Consider the following 21,648-nt stretch of genomic DNA (forward strand, 5'->3'; position numbering starts at 1 on the left):
GGCTCGCACAAACCCAAAAATTCTCAAATCCCAACCCGTGTCTTTCAACGGCGGACCCTTCCCAGAAACGTATGCCAGATTCCGTCCCGTTCGCGATGGGCCGCAATCTCGACGGATTCGGCGAGAAGCCGTCGCCGGACCTCGGCGGCCTGGCTCCGCAAAAGTCCCGACAGAATGAGCCATCGCTTCCCATCAGCGGCATCGGATGCCAACATCCCCATCATCACCTCGAAGTGGATATTGGCGATCATCAGGTCCGCCGGAATGCAGGCCGCCTCTTCGGCCTTTCCCTGAAACACCAGGACGTTCCGTGAGAGGCCGTTGAGCGCGACGTTTCGAATCGCGGTCCGGGCCGCCAGAAAATTGAAATCGAAGGCGATAACCCTTCGGCATCCGGCCCTGGCCGCGGCAAGAGCCAGGAGTCCGGTCCCGGTGCCCACATCGACGGCGGTTCGGATCGTATCCCCTTTACAGACCTGCTCGATGAGTTCGAGGCAATCCCGGGTGGTGGGATGGGTTCCCGTGCCGAAAACGACCCCGGGATCCAGAACGATCCGCGCCGTCGCCCCCCCGTCATCCGGCGAGGGGTCCCACGGCGGGACGATCAGGAACTTCCCCACGGAAAAGCGTTTGAACCGTTCACCGAGCCAGTCTTCATAGCGCATCCGGTATTCGTCCACGAGGACCCGGCCGGGTTGGGTCGTCAGAATCCTTTCGACACTCTCCCTCGCCGGCTGGGAAAAAAAAAGGAAAGAATACCCATCCTCCACCCAATTGCCGATATATGAGGCGCCGACCTCCCCGGGGGCGACATCGACGCGCCCCTCGACATAGTAGATGTGGAGATCCTGATAGGGACTTCCGCCCAAACCGGGGGCCGCGACATCACTCATCTTTCGGCAGACGGTCGAGGTGCCATTCCATCGGATCGATGAGGGTGTAGCCCAGGCCGATCAGTTTTTTCTTGATCCGGGCCACGTTGTTGGTCAGCAGGTAAGGAAACACGGCCCGTTTTGAGGCGTCCCAGTGCCGGGCCACCAACACGCTCCCGAACGAGATGTTCTCCTCGGTGATGGCGTCGACGATCCGCTTCAGCTGACCGACTTTCTCCTCCACGAGAATCCCCAAAAGGGTGCCCGGCTCCCCGATGCCCAGAACATTGGTGAACGCGCGCATCAGGTCCCGAACGGAGAGGATGCCCTTCAGCTTGTTGTTTTCGTCCACCACCGGCAGCGCCCCCACCTTCCGCTGCTGGATGATCAAAAGGGCGTCCTGGATCGTGTGCATGGGCTTGAGGACGGCCGGGGTCTTGCTCATGATGTCTCTGGCGCTGATCCTGCTCAGCCGGTCCCGCTCCCTGGCGCTGTCGAAATCGTCCAGCAGGATGGAAGGGGTGGCGCTTCTGAGATCCCTGTCCGTCACGATGCCCACCAGGGTGTTGGTATCGTCCGTCACCGGCAGGTGGCGGATGCTGTGCTCGTCCATGAGGGCTCTTGCCTCGATGAGGCTGGTTTCCGGCTTGATGGTGATCACACGTTTGGTCATCGATTTGTCGACAAACATACCTCGCCTCCGATAATTGGATGTGGTTGAAGGGCCTGCCGCAGAGCGCCTACCCTTTCAGCAGGATCTCGACATGATTCCTGATGAGCTCCGGCAGCCGGTCGAGATTGTAGCCGCCTTCCAGAATGGAGACGATCCGGCCGCCGGTATAACGGTTCGCCAGGCCCATCAGCGTCTCCATGATCCATGAAAAACCTTCCGTGGAGAGATTGATGCCCGACATGTCGTCGTCCTTGTGGGCGTCGAATCCCGTGGAGACCAGAATGAATTCCGGCTCGAACCGGGAAAAGGCGGGCAGGAGATCCCGCTCGATGGCGGCCATGTACTCCTGGTCTCCCTGTCCCGGGAGAATCGGGGTGTTCAGGGTGTAGCCGTGTCCGGCGTCGACCCCCTCTTCGAACTCCCTGCCGGTGCCGGGAAAGGCAAAGGAGGGGTGTTCGTGGATGGAATAGTAAAAAACGGTGGAATCGTATTCGAAGATGTGCTGGGTGCCGTTGCCGTGATGGACGTCAAAGTCGACGATGCCCACGCGGCTCACCCCCCATTCGTCCTGAAGATATCGCGCGGCAATGGCCACGTTGTTGAAATAGCAGAACCCCATGGCCTTGCTGATCTCCGCGTGATGTCCGGGCGGCCTGACGGCGCAGAAGGCATTGTCGATCTCCCCTTCCATCACCCGCCTCACGGTGTCGATAACGCCGCCCACGGCCAGCGTGGCGACCTCGTAAGTTTCCCGGCACATCTGATTGTCCGGGTAGTCGAGCTCGCACATGCCCATGATGCAGGCCTCCTCGAACCGCATGATGTAGTTGACGTGATGCACCTGCTCGATGTACTTCTGATTCATGCGTCTGGCCGGTATGATCGTCAGTTTGGGGAGAAGACCGGCCGCTTCGAGCCCCTTGTAGGCCGCTCGAAGCCGATCGGACGACTCGGGATGCATACGGCCGGTGTCATGGAGCAGGAACCTCTCGTCGTACAGAAAGCCCGTTCTTTTCATAACCATCCCCCATCACTCAAAAGCGTTCTAGTCGATGATTTTTTCAAAGATCTCGTAGGCGGCGCGAACCGCGGGGTTGTCCTCGGGAATCTCCACGGTCGGGCGCCCATTCAGATCGTATTCATAGACAGTATCGTCCTCCTGTATGACGCCCGCAAGCGTCAGGCCGGCATCGCGGATGATCTCGAGGGCGGCGGCGTCGGGGGCGCCCTTGGCCTGGTTCATGATCAGACAGCTCCTGCCGGCCACGATATTCAACTCCCCGGCCAGCTGGTGAATCCTGACGGCGGCCTGAAGGCCCCTGCGGGATGCGTCGGTCACCAGGAGGAGGACGTCGACGTTCCGCGTGGTCAGGCGGCTGATGTGCTCCATTCCCGCCTCGTTGTCCATGACGACGTAAGGATAGTTGGCCGCGAGTTTCTCCAGAAACCCCACAAGAATGCTGTTGGCGGCGCAGTAACAACCGGAACCTTCCGGCTGCCCCATAACGAGGAGGTCATAGCCGTCCTCCTCGGCGATGGCCTCCTCCAGCCGCATGGACATGAACACGTCCTTGGTCATGCCGTCGGGCACCTTGCCTTTTTTCATGTCCTCCCGGGCGTTGCCGACGGTGTCGTGCACCTCGAGCCCGAGCACCTCGTTCAGATTGGCGTTGGCATCCGCGTCCACGGCGAGAACGGGCGTTTTATGCTTTTGAACAAGATATTTGATCAGGAGCCCGGCGACGGTGGTCTTGCCGGTGCCGCCTTTTCCGGCCAGTGCGATGGTATAACTCATGGTTTCAGATTCCTCGTTTGTGCTTGAAAGGTTAATACAAAATATAAATATATATATCATTTTCAGCGCGGGAAGTCAGTCAAAATCATTCGTCAGGGCACTTTTCCGGTGATCCGGCTTTCCCGACATCCTTTCCGCCGTTGGCGTCAGATTGCCTAACGAGCGCTCGAACTTTTTTATATTCAGTGCTGGAAATCGCTTGCATTGCCCATTTCCATATGCTATTTTTTCAGAAAATTATGGTTTAAAATCAGGCAGCTAAATAAATGATGCAAAATTAATAAACGCCGTTTAGTAAACGGGGACCGGCGGCTGTGCCTGAGGCCTCCAACCCCCAACAACACATGAGAGGGAGTCGACATGGAGTTTGAACTGACCAAAGAGCAAACGCGCATCCAGCAGTCTGTCAGGGAGTTCGTCAAGAAAGAGTTTCAGAAGGACCTGATCATGGAGATGGATGAAAAGCACGAGTATCCCGTGGACATCTGGAAAAAAGCCGCCGAACTGGGATTCATCGGCATCCATTTTCCGGAAAAATATTCGGGCATGGGGTACGGCGTCATGGAAAACATTCTCGTGGCCGAGGAACTCTGCCGCGGTGATTCCTCTGTTGGGGCCTGCCTCATTCTTGCGGATTTCGCTTCGGAGATCGTCCTCCATTTCGGCTCGGACGAGCAGAAAGCCAAATGGCTGCCCAAGGTCGCCGAGGGCGAGGTTCTCTCCTGCGGCGCCTTCACGGAGCCGGACCACGGCTCGGATATCACCCGCATGGAGACCACGGCCGTCAAGGAAGGGGATGAATGGGTCGTCAACGGCACCAAGATCTTCATCACCAACGGCGGCCCCCTGGCCGGTTTCTACAGCGTCCTCTGCCAGACCGATCCCGACGCCTCGCCCGGCCACCGGGGCCAGAGCCTCATCCTTGTCGAGGCCGACCGGCCGGGGGTGTCGGCCACCAGCGTCGGCACCAAGATGGGCATCCGCCCCATGTACACGGCGGAGGTCGTTTTCAAGGACGTCCGGGTGCCGGCGGCCAACCTGATCGGCAAGGAGAACAGGGGCTTCTACCAGGTGCTCGAATTCTTCGACGAAAGCCGTATTCTCATCGCCGCCCAGGGGCTCGGAACGGCCCAGGGCGCATTTGACCGGGCCCTTGCCTACGTCAAGTCGCGGGAACAGTTCGGCCGGAAGATCGCCCAGTTCCAGATCACCCAGCACAAGATCGCGGACATGGCCACCAAGATCGAACAGGCCCGTCTCCTCGTCTACAAGGCCGCATGGAACTTCGATCAGGGACGCATCGATCCCAAGCTGACCTCCATGGCCAAGATGGCGGCCGGCCGCTGCGCGGTGGAGGTCTGCGACGAAGCCATTCAGCTCCTGGGCGGTTACGGCTACATGCTCGACTACGAGGTCGAGCGGTTCGCCCGGGACGCCAAGATCTGCGAACTCTACGAAGGCACCAAGGAGATCCAGAAGAACACCATCGCCAGCGCTATCATGGGAAAACTGAAGTAACCGTTCCCGCTCCTGGAAACGTCTCGGCCCGGCGCCCCTTCACCGGGCCGAGGTGAACCCCCGGCACTTTGCCGATACGCTTCACCGTCTCTGTGGAGACGGCCATCCCAAGAGTCGAGGCCTGCATGCTGAGCATCCGAAAAATCGGGGTCTTCGGACGAACCTACCGTCATCTCAACCGGTACCGTCATATCCTGGGCATCCTCATCAAATACGGATTCGGAGACCTCATCGAGCGCCTGAACATCGACCAGTACATCGAGACCGGCCTCCAGATGCTCTCCAGCAGCAAGCGATCCACGGTGCCCGGGCACCACAAGCTTACCCGGGCCGAGCGGGTCCGCATGGCCGTAGAGGAGTTGGGTCCCACCTACATCAAGCTGGGCCAGCTCCTCTCCACCCGGTCCGATTTTCTCCCGCCCCACTACATCGATGAACTGTCAAAGCTGCAGGACGAGGTTCCGCCCTTTCCCTTCGCGGAGGTCCGAACGGTTTTCGAATCCGAATTCCACAGGCCGCCCGAGGAACTGTTCGCGACATTCGCCCCCGAACCCTTTGCCTCGGCCTCCATCGGCCAGGTGCACAAAGCCGTGACCCGCAATGGGGACATCGTCGCGGTCAAGGTCCAGCGGCCGGGCATCCAACAGACCATCGAGGTGGACGTCGAAATCATGCTGCACCTGGCGACCCTGATGGAGCGGAACATCGAGGAGGCGGCGTTTCATCGGCCGGTCAAGATCGTCGAAGAGTTCGCCCGAAGCATCGAGAAAGAGATCGACTACACCATCGAGGCCGGTCATATCGAGCGTTTCGCCCGCCAGTTCCTCAGCGTCGACGCCCTGTACGTTCCCAAGGTCTTCCGGGAGATGACCACCGAACGCATCCTCACCATGGAGTTCGTCAAGGGGATCAAGATTTCCAGAACCAGCGCACTGGAGGCGGCCGGCCTCGACAAGCGGCGGGTGGTGGACCTGGGGGCGGACCTGCTGCTGCGGCAGGTGTTCGACTACGGGTTCTTCCACGCCGATCCCCACCCCGGAAACATACTCGTCCTGCCCGGCCACGTCATCTGCCTTCTCGACTTCGGCATGATGGGAAGCCTCGACCGTTATACCAAGAAGGCTTTCGTGGATCTGATATACGGTGCGGCCCGGCGCGACGAGTTCCGGACGGCCCAGGTGCTCCTCCGGCTCACCAGTTGGGAGACGGAGCCGGACGTCCGCCTCCTGGAGCGGGATGTGGCGGACATGATGGGCCAGTATCTCTACAGGCCCCTCAAGGACATCAAGGTGAACAAGCTGCTCCAGGACCTGCTGGCCTTGACCTCTCGGCACCACCTTCGCATCCCGCCGGATCTCTTCCTCATGCTGAAGGCCTTCAGCTCCGTCGAAGGCATCGCCCGCCTTCTCAACCCGGAATTCGACATGGTGGCCCGGGCGGTGCCCTTTCTCAAGCGGGAGAAAATGGCCCGTTTCCGACCCGAGAGGATCGCCGAGGAGATCCTCTCCGTTTCCGGGGACCTCGCCGCCTTTTTCCAGCAATTCCCCAGGGAGGCCCTGGAGGTGGTCCGCCTCATGAAACGGCAGCGGCTCACGGTCCGGTTCGAGCATCACGGCCTTGAGAATCTGATCGAAACCCACGACCGGATCAGCAACAAGCTCTCTTTTGCCATCATCACCGCCGCTTTGATCATCGGATCGGCCATCATCGTCATCGCCAAGATTCCGCCCCTCTTCTTCGGCATCTCCCTCATCGGCATCATCGTCTTCATCGCCGCCGCCGTCCTGGGGCTCTGGCTCATCTTCGCCATCATGCGCAAAAAGCGGATCTGACGCCGTCCGCTATCGGTAGAAAGCGTAGTCGATGCCGTATTTCCTCGCCTTGTAGGCCACCTTCCGCACGGTCGTCTTGAGCAGCTCCGCCGACTGGGTGATGTTGCCCCGGGTGTTCTTCAAGGCGTCGACGATCATCTCCCGTTCCACCTTGGCGACGGCTTCCTCCAGGGAGAGATCCGGAAGCGTGTCGGACGTCTTCCCGGTCTGAAGGGTGGGGGGCAAATGGTAACTGTGAACCACGCCCTCCTCGCAGAGCAGAACGGCCCGTTCGATACAGTTTTCCAGCTCCCGGACGTTCCCGGGCCAGTGATAGGCCATGAGCATGTCGATGGCCGGGGTGGAAAAGCGGCGGATGTCCTTGCCGTTCTCCAGGCTGTATTTCTCGAGAAAATGATCGGCCAGAAGCAGGATATCGGTCTTGCGTTCCCTCAGGGGCGGCATGTAGATGGGAAAAACGTTCAGTCGATAGTACAGGTCCCCCCTGAATGCGCCCTCCTCCACCGCCTGTTCCAGGTTCTTGTTGGTGGCGGCGATCACCCGGACGTCTGTCTTGATGGTCTTGTGGCCGCCGATCCGCTCGAACTCCCTCTCCTGGAGCACCCTCAGGAGGTTCACCTGGACATCCGAGGTGATGGAGCCGATCTCGTCCAGAAAGATGGTCCCCTTGTGGGCCAGTTCGAATCTGCCGAGCTTCTGCCGGACAGCGCCGGTGAACGCCCCTTTTTCGTGCCCGAAAAGCTCGCTCTCGATCAGGTTGGCGGGCAGGGCCGCGCAGTTCATCTTGACGAATGGGTTCTTGGCCCGCCGGCTGTTGTAATGGATGGAGTTGGCAACCAGTTCCTTGCCGGTGCCGGACTCGCCCCGGATCAGCACCGTGGCGTTGCTCCTGGAGACCTGGGAGATCATCTGGAACACCTCCCGCATCTTGTTGGAGTTGCCGATGATGTTGTTGATGCGGTACTTGTTTTCCAGCTCGCTTTTGAGCCTCTGGTTCTCCTCCCGCAGCTGCTGTCTTTCGAGGTGGATCTTCTCCAGATTGATGACGTGTTGGGCGATCATCATGGCGATGACGCTCAACAGCTCCGTTCCGCTGTTGAGGGAATAGGACGGGTCGAAGTGCCGGTCCACGCTCAGGGCGCCGATAACCTGGTTCCCCTTGGTGATGGGCACGCAAAAATAGGAGAACTCGTCCTTGGCCTTTCGGGAATCGGTGCGGTCCAGGAAGAGGGGTTCTTCGCTGATCTTGGGCAGGGCGACCGGCTTGCCGCTTTCGATGACCCGACCGATGATCCCCTCCCCCAACTTGTATTTTCCCCGGGCGATGGCGGTTCGGGAAAGCCCGTGGGCCACCTCGATGCTGATCTCGTTCCGGAGCGGATTCAGGATGGTGACCGTCCCCCGGATCATGTCCAGGGCGTCGGAAAGGATGGCGAGAACCTTGTAGAGGGATTTTTTCAGGTCGAGATGTTCGTTAAGGGTCTTACTGATCTCGTAAAGGAGTGTGATTTCTTCTATTTTCTTCATAATGCCCCGGTTCGTCCCATGATGAGGCTGAGGGTTATAGGCTGAAGGCTGAAGACTGAAGGGGTGCATCCGTGACGAACGGTGCACTTACCTCCTTCCGGCTTCGGTCTTCGGTCTTCCGCCTTCGGTCTCCAGTCTCCAGTCTTCAGCCTCTATCCCGTCACCATTACAAAAGCCGAAAGTTGAGATGTATATTAACAATATAACATTTTTGCAATAAATAACTGACGCTTCGACATTTTCAAGACGGCTTGGAGCCCAGGGGGATTTCGCGGACCGGGTCCGCGCCTGCCAAAGCGGCGCATTCCCCCGGCCTTCAGCCCGAGCCTCTGAAACGGGAAAGTTTGTTTTGACAGTGTGTCCTGACTTGGCTTACTGTAAGGCTGTCGTGTTGTTTCCGCCACGGTTGCCGTGGATGCGGCCCTGCCCACAGCCTGCCGGATGCCGCATGGGATGCCGCCCGTGAGCCTCATGCAGGGATCGATCCCAGGACACGGCCGGGAGGTGCATGCCGTGTTCAGGGCTGTCCAGGGCTTCGGAAAAATTGGGGAGGTTCCGTTTATGTCCCGTAAAGATCGAGATCATTTCAACCTGCTGTGCGACATCGGGGAGCTTGCGGCACTGGTCACCGGAAGCCACAACATCGAAACCTTCATGGACAGCGCTGTCCGGCTGGTTTCCCGGCATCTAAAGGCCGACGTCTGCTCCATCTACCTCTATGACGAATCCGCGGAGGAGCTGATTCTGAGGGCCACCATAGGGCTCAACCCCAAGGCGGTGGGGCGGATTCGCATGAAACCCGGCGAAGGCCTCGTGGGAGCGACCTTCGAAAACCTTCACCCCATCCGGGAATCCGCCGCCGGCGGCAATCCCCTGTTCAAATACTTCGAGGAGGCCGACGAGGAACGCTTCGAGTCCTTCCTGGCCGTCCCGATTCAACGGGGCGTTCAGCGGATCGGGGTCCTGGTGGTACAGCACGAGACAGCGGACTATTTTTCCGAAAGAGACGTCATGGCGCTGAAAGCCTCGGCGTCCCAACTGGCCGGCGCCGTCGAGAACGCGCGGCTGCTCATGGATCTTTACGAGGCCACCGGGACCCACCCCGAGGTCCAGGCCCCGGCATCCCTCCAATTCATCCGGGGGCAGTCGGCCTCCGAAGGTATCGCCCAGGGTCCCATCACCTTTTTCAAGAAAAGCCACGTCGCCTTTCTGTCGGGCGACGCCCACCGGAACGAAAACTTTACGGTGGAGGATTTTCACGAGGCCGTCCGGCAAACCTCCCGGCAGCTCGCCGATTTGCAGTCCCGACTGGCCGAGCGGCTTCCTGAAAGCGCGTCCCTCATCTTCACGGCCCATTTCATGATCCTGAAGGACCCCAAGTTCATCGACCGGATCGTCCACCAGATCGCCGAGGGCGTCTCCCCGCCGGAGGCCGTTAAAAACGTGGCCCGCCACTACATCAACGTCTTCGCGTCGAGCAGCCATGCCTATATCCGTGAAAAGGTCAGCGATATGGAGGACCTGGCGGGCCGCATCCTGAAAAATCTCTTCCGGCGGGGCGCTGAAAAGCAGGAGAATGAAAAGGGAAAGATTGTCGTGGCGGCGGAGCTCTATCCGTCCGAAATATTGAAAATGGCCTCCGAGGAGGTCCAGGGCGTCATCCTGGTCAAAGGCGGCATCACCTCCCATGTCTCCATCCTGGCGCGCTCCCTCAAAATCCCGCTGGTGATCGCCGATCATCCTCACCTGATGCATCTGCCGGAAGAGACGCCGGTCCTTCTCGACGCCAACGTGGGAAACATCTATATCCGACCGGATCAGGAGATCCTCCTCCAGTTCGCCGGACAGGAGGCTGCCGGCAAGATCGCAGCCGCATCTCCGAGCACGGTGTGCCGGATCACCCAGACCGGCGACGGAACGCGCGTCCGCCTCCTGGCCAACATCAACCTCCTGAGCGAGCTCTCCACGGCCAAGGAACTGAATGCCGAAGGCATCGGCCTCTACCGGACCGAGTTCCCCTTCATCATCCGCCCGACCTTTCCGTCGGAGGAAGAGCAGTATCTCGTCTACAAACATCTTTTCGATGAAATGGCGGACCGGGAGGTCACCATACGCACCCTTGACATCGCCGGGGACAAGGCCCTGGTCTATGCAAACGCCACCAGCGGAAAGAACCCCGACCTGGGGCTCAGGTCGATCCGCTTTTCCCTCCGGAACCGCCCCCTGTTCGAACAGCAGCTTCGGGCCATCCTCCGGGCGGGCGCGGAGGCTCGGCATCTCCGGATCATGTTCCCCATGATCTCCTCGCTGGACGAATTCCGCGATGCCCGTTCGGTTGTCGATGCCTGCGTGCGTGACCTGAAACGGGAAGACCTCCCCCATCACCCCGGCCCGTCCATCGGGATGATGGTGGAAGTCCCCTCGGTGGTGGAGATCATGCCGGCCCTGGCCCGGGAGGCCGATTTCTTCTCCATCGGCACCAACGATTTCATCCAGTACACCCTGGCCGTCGACCGCACCAACGAAAAGGTGGCCGACTATTACCGAGCCTATCATCCGGCGGTGCTGCGGGGACTGGCCAGGGTCGTCCGTGCGGCGAAGACCGCCGGACGCGAGATCGCCGTCTGCGGCGAGATGGGGCATGAGACGGCGTACATTCCCTTCCTGCTGGGCATCGGCATCCGCATCCTGAGCGTCGGCCCGCAGTTTCTGCCGGCGCTCCGCGAACGCATTGCCGGCCTGACCCTGGCGGAAGCCGAGCGGCATGCCCGACTCCTGCTGGCTGAAGACACCCTGGCCGGTGCCCTCAAAGTGCTTGAAACCCCGACGTCGGGATAGGGATTATTTTATCGTCACCACCGGACAGGCGGCCTCCATGATGACGTATCGGGCATTCGATCCGAACAGCATCTTCCCGACCTTGGACCGGCGCCTGACGCCCATGACGATTTCATCGGCACCGCACTCTTCGGCATAACGGACAATGTCTTCCCCGGGCTTCAATCCCCGGATGAGCAGATGGGTTTCGCAGGGAAGGGATCGTTCCCTGCAGCGCCGTTCCGCGTAGGCCAGGTCATCCTCGGCCCGCTGAATGTCGTCGCTGTCCTTGCCGGACCCGCCGGTGAGGGACCGGATGAGGACCACCTTCCCCTTGAAGGCCTCGGCATGCTTCAAACCCAGTTCGAGGGCATCCCTAGCCGCATTGGAGCCGTCATATGCCACCAGAATGATCATTTGCTTTTCCATGGTCCCCCCAGTCTCCTCCCGGCCTTCGTCCAGATCGCCGGGAATCCGAGTCGACACCGTTTTTTGCGGATCGCGATTCAACATGATATGGTATCTCAATTTTCGGCTTTCATGCGATGACCGGATAGAGGCACCGGCCTGTGAAAATCGACAGTTGAAATGGTATCATGCAATTCAGAGATTAACATAATGATATTACAGCAGTGTCATGAAACAATCAAGATGAACCCTGGGATCGCGGGCCGGCGTTACCCTGACAGGAGGATCGTCCCATGAGCGGAGCGTTCCCGATCCCGCGATCCCAGGCCGAAAGGGGCTGATTGACGCCATGATCCTGATCGCCGACGCCCACGTCAACACCGCCAAGGGCACCCACCGCCATTTTTTCCGGATGCTGGACGCCCTCGAGGGGACCCGTGAAGACATCGTTTTCATGGGAGATATCTTCGACTTGTGGATCGCCCTGCCCGGCTACGAACAGCGCGTCCACGCCCGGTTTCTCGCGTGGTGCCGCCGCCAGGGAATGCACCGGAAGATCGGCTACATCGAGGGAAACCATGAATTTTTCCTGGCCGAGGAGAAAGGAGACGCCTTTTCGTGGGCCACCGATCGGGCCTTCAGGATCGACGGCCGCGGCAGCCTTTTCTGTCACGGGGACCGCATCAACCCCCTCGATCGCAACTACCTTCTCTTCAGGAAACTCACCAAGAACCGGTTCGTCAAGGAGATGCTCCGTCGACTCCCCTGGGGGCCCTTCATTGCCGAGATCGTCAAGAAGCAGCTGAAACACACCAACCCGACCTTTCGAAACCACCTCCCACGGAAAGCGCTCCTGGATCTCCTGTCGGCCGCCCGGACATCGGGCATCGACCGCGTTTTTGCGGCCCATTTTCACCAGGAGGCCTTTTTCGAACAAAACGGGGCACATCTCCACCTCCTCCCCGCCTGGATGGACACCGGCAGGATCACCCGCTTCGACCCTCGCACCGGCCGGGTCGTCCACCTGCCGTGGCAGGCCCTGTCGGAAGGCCGGATGCCGCGACATCGACGCGTGCCGGACCGCGCTGTCGCAGCCGTCAAAATCGGTTGACTTGTCTCCCCTTTTTCGTTAACCTTCCCCTTAAAATAAATTAACCAGAACATCCCAAACCGCGTTGGACACCCCGGCGCACGCATAGAGGGGTCATGAAAGCCGCCATATTGAATATCCTCCGAACCCGTCGGGAGGTGGTCTCCGGGGAGACGCTGAGCACCGCCCTGGGCACCTCCCGGGTCGCCGTCTGGAAACATATCCGGAAGCTCCAGGACCTGGGATACGACATCTTCGCCGGACCAAAGGGCTACCAGCTCCTGGACACCCCCGACACCCCCTTCCCCTGGGAATTTCCAGGGCGGGAAGATCGCATCCACTATCTTCCCCGGACAGCCTCCACCATGATCGCAGCCCGTGACCTCGCCCGAAACGGCGCGCCCCATCTCACGACGGTCATCGCCGGAATCCAGACCCACGGACGGGGAAGACTCCAGCGTCAATGGCTGTCCGAAGCGGGCGGCGTTTACATGACCGTGATCGTCCGGCCCGATATCCCGCTGCTGCTGAGTTCCCGGGTCAATTTTATCGCATCCCTCACCATGACCCGACTCCTCAGGGATCGCTACGGCCTCGATGCCCGGGCCAAATGGCCCAACGACATCCTGGCGGGCGGGAAGAAGCTCCTCGGCATGCTTTCGGAAATGGAGATCATCGGCGATATGACGGCCCACATCAACATCGGCATGGGGCTCAACGTCAACAATGACCCCACCCCCCACGAACCCGGCGCCGTTTCCATGGCACGCCTTTTGGGGAAACGGATATCGCGGAAAGACCTCATCGCCGCCTTTCTCGACGACTTCGAAGCGCGTTTGGCCGGGGTCGATTACGACACGGTGGTGGATTCCTGGAAGACCGTGGCCATGCCCCTGGGCCGTCGGGTCCGGGTGGCCACCGCCACCGAGGTCATAGAGGGCCTCGCCGCCGACGTGGACCCGGACGGTGCCCTGATCCTGACCCTTGACGACGGCACGCAGCAGAAGGTGATTTACGGGGACTGCTTTTTCCCGTCCCCCCAGGACAACGAAAACAAAGGAACACCCGCATCATGACGCAAACCCCGAATACAGAGCAGCTCCGCCGGACCGTCCAGGCGTCGCTTTTCGCCGCGCTCATCGCCGCAGGCGCCTTTCTGGCCGTTCCCATCGGCCCTGTGCCCATCGTTCTCCAGAACATGTTCGTCCTCCTGGCCGGGCTGCTTCTGGGACCCCGGTGGGGCCTGGCCGGCGTCGGCATCTACCTTCTGGCCGGCGCCATCGGTCTCCCGGTCTTTGCCGGCGGTACCGGCGGCATCGGCCGTATGCTGGGCCCCACGGGGGGGTATCTCCTGGCCTATCTGCCGGCGGTCTGGATCGTCGGCATCGTGAGCCGGAAGGCCGGGGGCCGGGTGATGGGCGACGTCGTCGCCATGAGCCTGGGAGCCCTCGTCATCTACGCCATGGGCGTACCCTATCTCAAGGTCGTGACCGGGATGTCCTGGTCCAGGGCCGCGGCGGTGGGAATGCTGCCGTTTCTCATCGGCGACGTCCTCAAGATCGCGGCCGCCGTCCCCATCGCCCGAACCCTCCGACCGATGACGGTCGGCAGGCTCGCATCCCATCCGGCTGATGGCTATTCTCGAGGTTAGCGGCCTCATCCACCGGTTTCCCGACGGAACGACGGCCCTTTCCGGCATCGATCTTGTCGTCCGGGAAGGTGAGTTCGTCGTGGTGGCCGGCGCCAACGGCTCGGGAAAGACCACCTTTCTCCGGCACCTGAACGCCCTTCTTCTGCCCCATGACGGCCGGGTCCTCGTGGACGGCGTTTCGACGGCCGACGATCCGATCCGCGCCCGGAGGACGGTGGGGATGGTGTTTCAGGATGCCGACAGCCAGATCGTGGGAGAAACCGTTTACGACGACGTAGCCTTCGGGCCTGAAAACCTCGGGCTCGAGCCCGATCGGATCCATCGCAGGGTTACGGCGGCCATGGCGGCCGTGGGGCTTGCCGGTTTCGAGGACCAGCGGCCCCATCTCCTGTCGGGGGGAGAAAAACGCCGGGTGGCCATTGCGGGGATCCTGGCCATGCGATCCCGGGTCCTGGTTTTCGACGAGCCTTTTTCCAACCTGGACTACCCGGGGGTCCGCCAAGTGCTCGCACAGATCGTCGCCCTCCACCGACAAGGCCACACCATCCTCCTCACCACCCACGATCTGGAAAAGGTCCTGGCCCACGCCGACCGCCTGGTGGTGATCAGCGCAGGGCGCGTCGCCCGGAACGGTCTCCCGGCCGAGACGGTAAAAGGCATCGACGCCCTCGGCGTGCGGGAGCCCGAAGCCTCCCGCAACGGGATGCCCCTGTCGTCATGGCTGAGATAACGACCCTGGGCTTCCGCCCCGGCCGCTCCCTTTTCCATCGGCTCGACGCACGGTTCAAGCTCCTCTGCCTGGCCGTAATCGGCATCGCGGTCCTCCAATGCGGGATCTGGGGCCTGGCCGGACTGACCGTACCGGGCCTTGCGGGCATTTTCCGCCTCGGCATCCCCCTTCGCTCGATGCTGAAAGAGCTGCGCTATCTCGCCGTGCTGCTCTTTCTGGTCTTCGCGGCACGGGCCCTGTCCACGCCGGGGTCGGTCCTTTTCTCCGCCGCGGGGATCAGCGTGACCCGGGAAGGCGTCGCAGCCGGGGTGCTGGTCTGCTGGCGTCTGGCCGGCGTCGTTCTGGCCGGCATCATCTTCATCGCCGCCACCCGGCCCTCGGAGATCCGCGGGGCCGTAATCCGGCTTCTGGCACCGATCCCCTTCATCCCCGAACAGCAGGCCGGCACCATGATCAGCCTCCTGGTCCGCTTCATCCCCATGATCCTGAACCAGGCCCGGGAAACCGCCGACGCCCAGCGCGCCCGGTGCATCGAGTGCCGGAAAAACCCGGTCTTCCGGGTGGCGACCCTCTGCATCGCCCTGCTGCGGCGCATCTTCGAAGATGCCGAACGGCTCGTCGTCGCCATGGAGGCCCGATGCTACACCGAGGATCGCACCGGGCCCCGGTTTTCGGCAACCTCCCGGGACTGGACGGCGCTGATCGTCACGGCCGCCGCCTGCGCCGTCGCGGCAGCCCTCCCCTTCTGACGGCCCCGAGCCGGCCGCCCTCGAAATTCCGCGGGGTGCGGACCCCATCCGTTCCGGCAATTGACACACCCTCCCCGCTATAGTAAAGCCTAAACGATTCGTATCCGGAACCGGTCATGGGCGCCGGGCTTCGAACCATCCGCGGATCCCGTTTCACAGCCCCGTCAACAACCGGCACGATTGCGCAAAGGAGCCGTCTCTCTTGAAAATCGTCATTATCGGCGCCGGCGAGGTGGGATTTCACATCGCCAGCCACCTTTCCCGGGAAAACAAGGAGGTCGTCATCGTCGACGACAACGCCGAGGCCATCCGTCGCGTCTCGGACCACATCGATGTCCAGACCATCATCGGCCGGGGCGGCAGCCCGGCAATCCTGGAACAGGCCGGGGTCAGGGAAGCCGAGATCATGCTCGCCGTCACCAACAGCGACGAGACCAACCTGGTGGCCTGCATGGTGACCCACATCCTTTCGCCGTCCACCAAGAAGTTGGCCCGGATCCGAGGGGGCGACTACGACCAGTATCACGAGGCCTTTTGCCGAAACCCTCCCAACATCGACACCGTCATCAACCCCGAAATGGAGGTGGTCAAGACCATCGAGCACCTGATGAGCGTCCCCGGTGCCACGGACGTGGGGGAATTCGCCGGCGGGCGGGTCAAGTTCATCGGGGTCCGCCTCGACGAGACCACCCCCATCGTCGGGGCCCGGCTTTCGGACCTCCCCGGACGGATCCCGGGACATCGCCCCCTGATCTTCTGCATCATCCGGAACGAGCGTCTCATCGTACCCTCGGGAAAGGACCGGTTGACAGCCGGCGATCTCATCTATTTCATCACCGAGGACAAGGACCTGGAGGCATCCCTCAGGATCTTCGACAAGCACGCCGAACCCATCCGGCGGGTGCTGATCATCGGGGGCGGGCGCATCGCCCTCCGGCTGGCCCTCCGGCTCGAAGAGAAGTCGGTTCACACCAAGATCATCGAACAGCGTTCCGACCGATGCTCCATTCTTGCCGAAAAACTGAACCGATCCGTGGTGCTCTGCGGCGACGGCTCGGACCAGGCCCTGTTGCGGGAGGAAAACATCCAGGATTCGGACGTGGTCATCACCCTGACCGACGACGAGGAGACCAACATCCTGGCCTCCCTCCTGGCCAAGCAACTGGGAGCCCGAAAGACCATCACCAAGATCAGCAAGTTCAGCTATTTTCCTCTGATGCACACCATCGGCATCGACCAGGTGGTGGACCCGCGCCTGTCGGCCATCAACACCATCCTCCAGCACATCCGCCGGGGCAAGGTGTTGAGCAGCGTCTCCATCCGGGGCGAGGACGCCGAGATCATGGAGGCGGTGGCCCTGGAGACCACCGACATCGTAGGCAAGCCCCTGATGGACATCACCTTCCCCAAGGGCGTCCTCATCACCACTATCCTGAGGGGCGAGGAGGTAATCATTCCAACGGGACAGAGCGTGGTGGCGCCCAACGACCGGATCATCATCTTCGCCCGCCGGGAAGCCATCCCGAAGGTCGAAAAAATCCTGTCGGTCAAGCTGGAGTATTTTTAAATGCGATGGCACTACATCTTCTACGTCGTCGGCATCCTGCTCTTCTTCCTCGGCCTTTTCATGCTCCTGCCCCTTGCAACGGCCCTGATCTATCGGGATGAGCCCCTCCTGCCCCACTTCCTGTCCATAGGCGTCTGCCTTGCCGTGGGCGGCCTTCTTTTTCTGTCGCTCCGGGGGAAAAACGCCCGAAACGATTATGTCTCGCCCCGGGAGGGCATGGGGATCGTCGCCGTCGGCTGGATGGCCGTAGGGGCCTTCGGCGCACTGCCCTTCTACCTGGGCGGCCAGTTCGGCGGCATCACCGACTGCCTCTTCGAGTCGGTGTCGGGATTCACCACCACCGGCGCATCCATCCTGAGGGAGATCGAGCCGGTCTCCAAGGGAATGCTGTTGTGGCGGAGCTTCATCCAATGGCTGGGCGGCATGGGCATCATCGTCCTCTCCCTGGCCATCCTTCCCATCCTGGGGGTGGGGGGCATGCAGCTCTACAAGGCCGAAGTGCCGAGCCCGGTGCCGGACAAGCTCAAGCCCCGCATCCGCGACACGGCCATGATCCTCTGGAAGGTCTACGCCCTGATCACGGCGGTCGAGGTGGTGCTCCTGATGTTCGGCGGCATGGATCTCTTCGACGCCCTGAACCACGCCTTCACCACCCTGCCCACCGGCGGATTCTCGACGGAAAACGCCTCGGTGGCCCATTTCGACAGCGGTTACATCGACATGGTCATCACCCTCTTCATGCTGCTGGCCGGCATCAACTTCACCCTCCACTATCAGTTTCTCAAGGGGCAGACCCTGGCCTTCTGGCGGGATGCCGAGTGCCGCTTCTTTCTGGGGACGACCCTGTTCCTGACCCTCGTCATCGCCTTCGACATATTCGGCACCGTCTATGAGACGGCGACGGGGGCTTTCCGGTACAGCGTCTTCCAGGCGGCGTCCATCATCACCACAACGGGATTCGCCACGGCCGACTATGAACAGTGGCCTGCCATGTCCCAGATCATCCTGCTGCTGTGCATGTTCATCGGCGGCTCCGCCGGTTCGACGGGGGGCGGCATGAAATGCCTCCGGGTCATGGTCTGCTTCAAGTACTGCTACAAGGAACTCTTCTCCCTCATCCACCCCCATGCGGTCACCCACGTCAAGATCGCCGGCAAAACCGTGCCCGAGGACGTCGTGCGGAGCGTCCTCGGCTTTCTGGCCCTCTATATGATGCTTTTCGCCGTCGCCGTGGTCCTGCTGGCCGGGACCGGGGTCGATCTCGTCACCGCCTTCGGCGCCGTCGCCGCCGCCATCGGCAACATCGGCCCCGGCCTCGGCATGGTGGGCCCGGTGGAGAACTACGCCGACATCCCTCTTTTCGGCAAATGGATCCTCATCTGGTGCATGCTCCTGGGGCGCCTCGAGATCTACACCGTCATCATTCTGCTGGTGCCCGAGTTCTGGCGGAAATAAGCCCTGCCCCGGAGACCGTCGTGCCGCCGGGGACCCGCTTCCCGAAAAAACCGCGGACGCGACCTTTTTTTTATTGACAACCCCAACAGATCCGGATATAGAAGCGGGGTCTTTTTTTGAGGGCCGTTAACTCAGACGGTAGAGTATCTGCCTTTTAAGCAGAGAGTCGCTGGTTCGAGCCCAGCACGGCCCATAAGCCTTATCGGCCGTAAAAAAAGATGCACGTCCCCATCGTCTAGCCTGGTCCAGGACACCGGCCTTTCACGCCGGCAACAGGGGTTCGAATCCCCTTGGGGACGCCAATAGACAATTACATGATTTCCTATGTAATAGCCGCCTGAAGATCTTATCTTCGGGCGGCTTTTTTGTTGCGGACACAGATTCCGGACACAAAAATCTTCCCGGTTTGAACACCCCGCCTCGTCTTGCGGCCAAATGCGGGAACGCTGAAAACACGACCCCGTCCTGATTCAGGAGCCTCCATTACTGGGTGTTGCCGTCTAAGGCTGTCACCGGATACGCAGAAGAACCGAAGATGTATCTGCAGGGATTTTCACCCTGAAATACACGATTGAACGTATTGAGACTCTCACCCGGATATGGTAGGAAATTCTAAAATAGAATTCTGATACATACGCACTTCGATCCGTAGGATATGGTTCTCTCCGAGCCTGTTGCTGAAGCTGAATCCCTTCATCCGTCCCTATCGGGACTGCACATAACACCCTCTCAATCCAAGGAGAAGTTCAGCATTAGCGGTTTCATGGCTTATCTGTCTTCAAAATGGCCGCATAGAGTACCTGTCGAGGGTTTAAACCGTAAATGCCGATTCCGCAGTACAGACGCAGGACCGGAGCATCGGCCGGCAATGAAAGGAGGTGGTGTGAGGCCTATCGGTTTCTAACAGAGTACCACAGCCGTTCATGAATCCTACAAAAAGGGGTGAAACAATGAAATCAAATCACATCAAGGTTTCAGTTCGGGTAGGATCGAATCAGAATGGATCTTTGTCCTTTTTTTCAAAAACGCGAAGCGCATTGGGGGCAATTCTTATCGCCGGCTGCCTGGTGGGCGTCGTCTTTGGGTATGCCACCGCGAAATCAAACAAAAGCGGCGACATAGACATTGAGCTGACCAACATTGAAAAATTGGGAAAGTACGTATTCTTCGACAAGATATCCTCACCCAAACGCATGGGGTGCGTCACCTGCCACGATCCCAAAACCGGTGGAACGGGAAGCGTTGCAGGGGTCAACCTGCATCAGGTGGCGATCACCGGTGCCAACCCGCACACGATCGGCAACCTCAAGCCGCCGACCAACGCCTATGCAACCTTCATCGGTCCGCTCGCGCCTTGCAACTTCGGCGTACCCGGTTGGTGCGGCGGCAACTTCTGGAATTCCCGATCGGAAGGCAACGAATGGCCTCCGCAATTTCCGGAAGGGGCTGCAAAACATCTTGGGGAGGAAGTATTCTATAAAACAGATGGTACACCTCTTCCGGACGACCTTCAGGATGCCTACAGCCTCTATTTCGGTCCAACCGCAGATCAGGCATTGAATCCGATGCCGAATCCAGTCGAACAGAACATCGACAGAAAAGCGGTTTGTCAACACGTCAAATCGGCAAAATACGCACCCCTTTACAAGCTTGTCTGGGGTGTTGATATCGATTGCAGCGACACGCCGGTCGCCGTCAGTGCTCCGGATATGGATCCTCTCGTCAACACACAGGCAGATCCTTCGCTTTTTCCCGAAAAAGCGTTCGACATCAGCTTCAAACGAATCATGCTGGCGGTCTGTGCCTGGCAGGCCTCGCCAGATCTCAACTCGTTCAGCTCCAGACGGGACATCGAACTTCGCAACGATGAAGACGGTCTGTTTCCCCTGGACGGCTTTACGGATGAAGAGAATCTGGGGCATGATCTGTTCTATGGCGTGGAAAGTGCGTTGAACCCTGACGGCAAGTCCGCAGGGTGTGCAGGCTGTCACAGCGACAATCCCGGCGCTGACACCGGTGAAGAGCCTGAACAACTTTATTCGGATGACGGCTTCCATAACATCGGCGTGCCCCGGAACCCGGAGATTCCACCCACGTACAATGCCGACGGCACGCTGATTGATCCCGACCTGGGCCTTGCGGGTCTGACGGGTGTGGTGGGAGACCCATTGTCTCCCGGATGTACGGCCGGTGGATTCAGAAGAAATTGTGATCATCGCGGGTTCCACAAGACGACGACGCTTCGCAACGTGAACAAGCGCAAAGGCGAGGGGTTTACAAAGGCATACACCCACAACGGCTGGTTCAAGAGCATGGAGAGCATCGTCCATTTTTACAACACCGGTCTGATCGGGGGACCAACCGCCGACTCTTTCGGGATCACGAGATGCCCGGACGGCATAGAGACGGAAAGGGATGCCCTGGCGAACAACTGCTGGCCGGCACCTGCGTATGCCAATCCCCTCCAACCCGGAAGCCCGACCTTTGGCGCCGTACTAGGAGGGGGGCGTTTTGGAGACCTGGGGCTGACCCTGGAGGAAGAGGCTGCAATCGTTGCCTACCTGAAAACGTTCACGGACACGCATACCGCCAAGGCGCCTAAGCCGTATAAGTAGCTCTGACGGAACCCGGCCTCGATACCTTGATACCCTGATCACGAACAACGACGATGCCGAATGTCGCCGCGCCGGTCATTGCATCCGGCGCGCAGGCATCGACCGCTCGAAGAAAGTTGCTGTATGGAATTTTGCTGTGCGGCAACAGAATCGCTCAGTTGGGGGAACATGTTACGAATATATATAACTATTTGCATAGGTATTAACGCCTAAATGGAACTATGTGTAATACCCACATAAATTAAGTAATTATCCCTATAGATTATCATATAATTTTTTGATAGAGACTTGACAACCCTGACAGCTGAATCTACGTTTCGTGCAAGTCGCATATTTTGAGACTGGGCAA

Annotated in this window: 17 protein-coding genes and 2 tRNA genes; 13 read left to right on the forward strand and 6 right to left on the reverse strand. The window is 60.1% G+C overall.

Annotated features, from left to right (window positions below):
* Window positions 1–44: 44 nt before the first annotated feature.
* From dmul_RS15705 to dmul_RS15720, 4 genes are read right to left on the reverse strand one after another with little or no spacing between them, the layout of a single operon-like run.
* Window positions 45–893 (reverse strand): 50S ribosomal protein L11 methyltransferase, encoded by an 849-nt coding sequence (locus tag dmul_RS15705; RefSeq protein ID WP_020877771.1) that lies wholly within the window; start codon window positions 891–893, stop codon window positions 45–47.
* Window positions 886–1,563 carry a CBS and ACT domain-containing protein gene (locus dmul_RS15710; RefSeq protein WP_020877772.1) on the reverse strand — a complete coding sequence of 226 codons (678 nt, stop codon included), beginning with the start codon at window positions 1,561–1,563 and terminating at the stop codon, window positions 886–888. Before dmul_RS15710 ends, dmul_RS15705 begins: the two co-directional genes overlap by 8 nt.
* Window positions 1,564–1,612: 49 nt before the next feature.
* A complete protein-coding gene (locus dmul_RS15715; protein WP_040416089.1) occupies window positions 1,613–2,563 on the reverse strand; it encodes a histone deacetylase family protein in 951 nt (316 codons plus the stop codon).
* Window positions 2,564–2,590: 27 nt separating this feature from the next.
* A complete protein-coding gene (locus tag dmul_RS15720) occupies window positions 2,591–3,340 on the reverse strand; it encodes an ATP-binding protein (protein ID WP_020877774.1) in 750 nt (249 codons plus the stop codon).
* Between the two features lie 360 nt (window positions 3,341–3,700).
* On the opposite strand from dmul_RS15720, the gene dmul_RS15725 reads away from it, so the two are divergent.
* Window positions 3,701–4,858: an acyl-CoA dehydrogenase family protein gene (locus dmul_RS15725; RefSeq protein ID WP_020877775.1), complete on the forward strand. Its 1,158-nt coding sequence runs from the start codon at window positions 3,701–3,703 to the stop codon at window positions 4,856–4,858.
* Window positions 4,859–4,926: 68 nt separating this feature from the next.
* Window positions 4,927–6,690 (forward strand): ABC1 kinase family protein, encoded by a 1,764-nt coding sequence (locus dmul_RS15730; protein WP_234979104.1) that lies wholly within the window; start codon window positions 4,927–4,929, stop codon window positions 6,688–6,690.
* A gap of 9 nt (window positions 6,691–6,699) precedes the next feature.
* Here dmul_RS15730 and dmul_RS15735 read toward each other — a convergent pair whose 3' ends face one another.
* A complete protein-coding gene (locus tag dmul_RS15735; protein ID WP_020877777.1) occupies window positions 6,700–8,217 on the reverse strand; it encodes a sigma-54-dependent Fis family transcriptional regulator in 1,518 nt (505 codons plus the stop codon).
* A gap of 561 nt (window positions 8,218–8,778) precedes the next feature.
* Here dmul_RS15735 and ptsP point away from each other — a divergent pair.
* Window positions 8,779–11,055, forward strand: a complete 2,277-nt coding sequence (gene ptsP / locus dmul_RS15740; protein ID WP_020877778.1) for a phosphoenolpyruvate--protein phosphotransferase — start codon at window positions 8,779–8,781, stop codon at window positions 11,053–11,055.
* Between the two features lie 3 nt (window positions 11,056–11,058).
* On the opposite strand, the gene dmul_RS15745 is transcribed toward ptsP, so the two are convergent.
* Window positions 11,059–11,463, reverse strand: coding sequence for a universal stress protein (locus dmul_RS15745; protein ID WP_234979105.1), 405 nt, complete (start codon window positions 11,461–11,463; stop codon window positions 11,059–11,061).
* Window positions 11,464–11,791: 328 nt separating this feature from the next.
* On the opposite strand from dmul_RS15745, the gene dmul_RS15750 reads away from it, so the two are divergent.
* The 10 genes from dmul_RS15750 to dmul_RS15795 all read left to right on the forward strand — a co-directional run bounded on the left by dmul_RS15750 (window position 11,792) and on the right by dmul_RS15795 (window position 21,299).
* Window positions 11,792–12,553: a UDP-2,3-diacylglucosamine diphosphatase gene (locus tag dmul_RS15750; RefSeq protein WP_020877780.1), complete on the forward strand. Its 762-nt coding sequence runs from the start codon at window positions 11,792–11,794 to the stop codon at window positions 12,551–12,553.
* Window positions 12,554–12,648: 95 nt separating this feature from the next.
* Window positions 12,649–13,608, forward strand: coding sequence for a biotin--[acetyl-CoA-carboxylase] ligase (locus dmul_RS15755; RefSeq protein WP_020877781.1), 960 nt, complete (start codon window positions 12,649–12,651; stop codon window positions 13,606–13,608).
* Window positions 13,605–14,183 (forward strand): biotin transporter BioY, encoded by a 579-nt coding sequence (locus tag dmul_RS15760; protein WP_020877782.1) that lies wholly within the window; start codon window positions 13,605–13,607, stop codon window positions 14,181–14,183. The genes dmul_RS15755 and dmul_RS15760 overlap by 4 nt, the downstream gene beginning before the upstream one ends.
* The gene (locus dmul_RS15765) at window positions 14,164–14,913 is read left to right on the forward strand and encodes an energy-coupling factor ABC transporter ATP-binding protein (RefSeq protein WP_020877783.1); all 750 of its coding nucleotides are present in this window, start codon (window positions 14,164–14,166) and stop codon (window positions 14,911–14,913) included. Before dmul_RS15760 ends, dmul_RS15765 begins: the two co-directional genes overlap by 20 nt.
* A complete protein-coding gene (locus dmul_RS15770; protein ID WP_020877784.1) occupies window positions 14,901–15,662 on the forward strand; it encodes an energy-coupling factor transporter transmembrane component T family protein in 762 nt (253 codons plus the stop codon). The genes dmul_RS15765 and dmul_RS15770 overlap by 13 nt, the downstream gene beginning before the upstream one ends.
* Before the next feature lie 202 nt (window positions 15,663–15,864).
* Window positions 15,865–17,229 (forward strand): Trk system potassium transporter TrkA, encoded by a 1,365-nt coding sequence (gene trkA / locus dmul_RS15775; RefSeq protein ID WP_020877785.1) that lies wholly within the window; start codon window positions 15,865–15,867, stop codon window positions 17,227–17,229.
* Window positions 17,230–18,684, forward strand: coding sequence for a TrkH family potassium uptake protein (locus tag dmul_RS15780; RefSeq protein WP_020877786.1), 1,455 nt, complete (start codon window positions 17,230–17,232; stop codon window positions 18,682–18,684).
* Between the two features lie 120 nt (window positions 18,685–18,804).
* Window positions 18,805–18,877, forward strand: a tRNA-Lys gene (locus tag dmul_RS15785).
* 31 nt (window positions 18,878–18,908) lie between these two features.
* Window positions 18,909–18,986: transfer RNA gene (locus dmul_RS15790), tRNA-Glu, on the forward strand.
* 648 nt (window positions 18,987–19,634) lie between these two features.
* Window positions 19,635–21,299, forward strand: a complete 1,665-nt coding sequence (locus dmul_RS15795) for a cytochrome-c peroxidase (RefSeq protein WP_020877787.1) — start codon at window positions 19,635–19,637, stop codon at window positions 21,297–21,299.
* Window positions 21,300–21,648 lie beyond the last annotated feature (349 nt).

Origin of the sequence: Desulfococcus multivorans (genome assembly GCF_001854245.1) — a bacterium.
GTDB lineage: Bacteria > Desulfobacterota > Desulfobacteria > Desulfobacterales > Desulfococcaceae > Desulfococcus > Desulfococcus multivorans.

Excerpts from the sequence above, each read along its gene's own strand:
- dmul_RS15705 (WP_020877771.1), bottom strand. The coding sequence starts at position 893 with ATGAGTGATGTCGCGGCCCCCGGTTTGGGCGGAAGTCCCTATCAGGAT.
- dmul_RS15710 (WP_020877772.1), bottom strand. The coding sequence starts at position 1,563 with ATGTTTGTCGACAAATCGATGACCAAACGTGTGATCACCATCAAGCCG.
- dmul_RS15715 (WP_040416089.1), bottom strand. The coding sequence starts at position 2,563 with ATGAAAAGAACGGGCTTTCTGTACGACGAGAGGTTCCTGCTCCATGAC.
- dmul_RS15720 (WP_020877774.1), bottom strand. The coding sequence starts at position 3,340 with ATGAGTTATACCATCGCACTGGCCGGAAAAGGCGGCACCGGCAAGACC.
- dmul_RS15725 (WP_020877775.1), top strand. The coding sequence starts at position 3,701 with ATGGAGTTTGAACTGACCAAAGAGCAAACGCGCATCCAGCAGTCTGTC.
- dmul_RS15735 (WP_020877777.1), bottom strand. The coding sequence starts at position 8,217 with ATGAAGAAAATAGAAGAAATCACACTCCTTTACGAGATCAGTAAGACC.
- ptsP (WP_020877778.1), top strand. The coding sequence starts at position 8,779 with ATGTCCCGTAAAGATCGAGATCATTTCAACCTGCTGTGCGACATCGGG.
- dmul_RS15745 (WP_234979105.1), bottom strand. The coding sequence starts at position 11,463 with ATGGAAAAGCAAATGATCATTCTGGTGGCATATGACGGCTCCAATGCG.
- dmul_RS15750 (WP_020877780.1), top strand. The coding sequence starts at position 11,792 with ATGATCCTGATCGCCGACGCCCACGTCAACACCGCCAAGGGCACCCAC.
- dmul_RS15755 (WP_020877781.1), top strand. The coding sequence starts at position 12,649 with ATGAAAGCCGCCATATTGAATATCCTCCGAACCCGTCGGGAGGTGGTC.
- dmul_RS15760 (WP_020877782.1), top strand. The coding sequence starts at position 13,605 with ATGACGCAAACCCCGAATACAGAGCAGCTCCGCCGGACCGTCCAGGCG.
- dmul_RS15765 (WP_020877783.1), top strand. The coding sequence starts at position 14,164 with ATGGCTATTCTCGAGGTTAGCGGCCTCATCCACCGGTTTCCCGACGGA.
- dmul_RS15770 (WP_020877784.1), top strand. The coding sequence starts at position 14,901 with ATGGCTGAGATAACGACCCTGGGCTTCCGCCCCGGCCGCTCCCTTTTC.
- dmul_RS15780 (WP_020877786.1), top strand. The coding sequence starts at position 17,230 with ATGCGATGGCACTACATCTTCTACGTCGTCGGCATCCTGCTCTTCTTC.
- dmul_RS15795 (WP_020877787.1), top strand. The coding sequence starts at position 19,635 with ATGAAATCAAATCACATCAAGGTTTCAGTTCGGGTAGGATCGAATCAG.